We start from the raw sequence: 2,704 nt of genomic DNA, 5'->3' as shown, positions 1-2,704 counted from the left end.
CCAAGGCACGAAGACACAAAGTGTGATCATACTTTATTAATTTTTCAACCTTCCAACATTTCAACTTTTCAACATCACAACCCTAAACCTTTCAGCCTTCTGCCTTAAACCTCACTAGGCTATCGCCGGAATCTCTCCAACGATTATTTTATTATTTGTTTTTTCTTCTTTCGAAGTCAGTTTTGCATTTTCTTCTACATCGCGACTTACACTCAGAATAATTCCGAAGGCCACACTGGTAAAAATCATTGATGTACCTCCCATACTTACCAATGGCATAGGCACACCTGTTACCGGACCTAAACCTACAGCTACGGCCATGTTGGCAAAGGCTTGTATGGTTAAACTAAAACTTAATCCAGCCGCCAGCAATGCACCGAAGGCCTTTGGCGCCCGGGTTACAATTTTGATACATCGGTATAAAAGCACCAGGTATAGTATCATAATTACAATTCCTCCCACAGTTCCCCATTCTTCAATAATAATGGCGAAAATAAAATCGGAATATGGGTGTGGCAGGAAATTGCGTTGCGTACTATTACCTGGTCCTTTACCAAAAACACCACCAGTAGCTAAGGCAATTTTTGCCTGATCTGCCTGGAAAGTTTTATCTGAATGCTGTAGCTCAGGATGCAAAAAGGTATTAATACGAGATTTATAGGTCTCTCTCCTCGGCCCCAAAAAAGCTACAAACAACAATAATATAAAGCCACCTGCACAAACAATGGCTATCTGCTTAATACTAATCCGGCCAATAATCAGCAGCAGAATACTCACTCCGAACAACATTAATGCGGTTGAGAGGTTAGCCAGTGCGATTAAAACGAATACAACACAAACAGAGCCCATAATTGGCACGAACGACTCTTTTACATTTTTAATATTTTCCTGTTTCTTTGTTAGCATTCTTGCCAAAAATGTAATCAAAGCCAACTTAGCCAAATCGGAGGTTTGAAACGTTAATCCAATTACTGGCACTTGCACCCATCTTGCTGCACCATTTATCTGCCCGCCAAATATCAAAGTGTAAAACAGCAATGGAATAGTTATGATCATTAATATTTTTGATATTCCGGCATAATACCTATAATCAAGTAAATGTGCTATATAGATCATACCAATCCCCATTAACACAAAAATTAAATGTTTGGTGAGCAAGAGTTTTTCAACTCCCATTCCCTTTTTATATGCCAAAGTACCTGTTGCGCTATACACTGCCATTACAGATATAAGCGAAAGCAGGATGATGATCAACCAGATCCATCTGTCGCCTTTTGTTTTATCAAGTAGTGCCTGCAACATATTTTTGCCTCCTGTTATAATTCTCTAACTGCCGCTTTAAACTGGTTACCGCGGTCTTCGTAATTTTTAAACAAATCGAAACTTGCACAGGCCGGCGATAATAAAACCGCATCGCCCCGCTTGGCCAAATGGAAAGCAATCTGTGCTGCTTCATCTGCCGAAAAAGTATTTACAATTACATCTACGTCATCCTCGAAAGCATCGTGGATACGTTTGTTATCCTTACCCAGGCATACAATAGCCTTAACCTTACTTTTTACAAGATCTTTAAGCATGTTGTAATCGTTCCCTTTATCAACACCGCCCATAATCAGCACTACATCGCTGGTCATGCTCTCTAAAGCATACCATGTAGAATTTACATTGGTGGCTTTACTGTCGTTGATAAAATCAATCCCCGAAATTTTGGCCACATGCTCTAACCTGTGCTCAATATTTTTGAAATTGCCCATGCTTTCGCGGATGGTTTCATTTCTTAATTCTAAAACTTTCGACACGATACCTGATGCCATAGAATTATAAATGTTGTGCTTGCCCTGTAATGCTAAATCTGAAATAGACATGGTTAGTTGATTATTTGGTTCTGTAAGGATATGTATAGTAGTTTCTTCTAAATAAGCACCTGTTTCAACTTTTTTAACAATTGAAAAAGGATAGGATTTCGCTAAGGGTTTGGTTAAGGCGATGGCCTTTAAACTCTCTTCATCATCAGCACAGTAAATGAAAACATCTGCTGCCGTCTGGTTTTGAACAATACGCATTTTTGATGCAGCATAGTTCTCTAATTTATAATCGTAACGGTCTAAGTGATCTGGGGTAATATTCAATAAAACCGCGATATCGGCCTTAAATTTGAACATATCATCGAGCATGAAACTCGAGATTTCCAGCACATAGTATTCGTAATCTTCTGTAGCCACCTGTGCGGCAAAACTCTGACCAATGTTACCGGCCAGACCTACATTTAAACCTGCATTTTTTAAAATGTGATAGGTTAATAAACTGGTAGTCGATTTTCCGTTCGAACCGGTAATGCAAATGGTTTTGGCGTTGGTATATCTTTTGGCAAATTCGATTTCTGAAACCACAGAAATCCCTTTCGCCACCAGTTTTTTGATAATCGGCGCAGTTGGTGGAATACCAGGGCTTTTAATTACCTCAGTTGCATTTAAAATGAGTTCTTCGGTATGTTGTTCAGACTCGAATGGAACCCCCAATTTTTCTAACGCGGCTTTATATTTATCGGTAATCACACCGTAATCGGATACGAAAACATCAAAACCTTTTGCCTGCGCTAATTTTGCGGCACCAACACCACTTTCGCCAGCACCCAATATCACCACACGGCCATGCCCAGCCATTGCTGACGTAGTATTGCTTGATGTAGTATTATTTGTGCTCA

Annotated in this window: 2 protein-coding genes; both read right to left on the bottom strand. The window is 39.6% G+C overall.

What is annotated here, in order from left to right:
• Positions 1–114: 114 nt before the first annotated feature.
• On the bottom strand, positions 115–1,302 hold the full coding sequence (locus B2V92_RS06570) for an FtsW/RodA/SpoVE family cell cycle protein (RefSeq protein ID WP_293306005.1): 1,188 nt from the start codon (positions 1,300–1,302) through the stop codon (positions 115–117).
• 14 nt (positions 1,303–1,316) lie between these two features.
• Positions 1,317–2,663 (bottom strand): UDP-N-acetylmuramoyl-L-alanine--D-glutamate ligase, encoded by a 1,347-nt coding sequence (murD, locus tag B2V92_RS06565; protein ID WP_293306007.1) that lies wholly within the window; start codon positions 2,661–2,663, stop codon positions 1,317–1,319.
• Positions 2,664–2,704: the final 41 nt, after the last annotated feature.

The sequence above is a fragment of the Pedobacter sp. UBA5917 genome (genome assembly GCF_002432345.1).
Lineage (GTDB): Bacteria > Bacteroidota > Bacteroidia > Sphingobacteriales > Sphingobacteriaceae > Pedobacter.
This window is presented reverse-complemented; position numbering and strand designations above follow the sequence as displayed.

Excerpts from the sequence above, each read along its gene's own strand:
- B2V92_RS06570 (WP_293306005.1), bottom strand. The coding sequence starts at position 1,302 with ATGTTGCAGGCACTACTTGATAAAACAAAAGGCGACAGATGGATCTGG.
- murD (WP_293306007.1), bottom strand. The coding sequence starts at position 2,663 with ATGGCTGGGCATGGCCGTGTGGTGATATTGGGTGCTGGCGAAAGTGGT.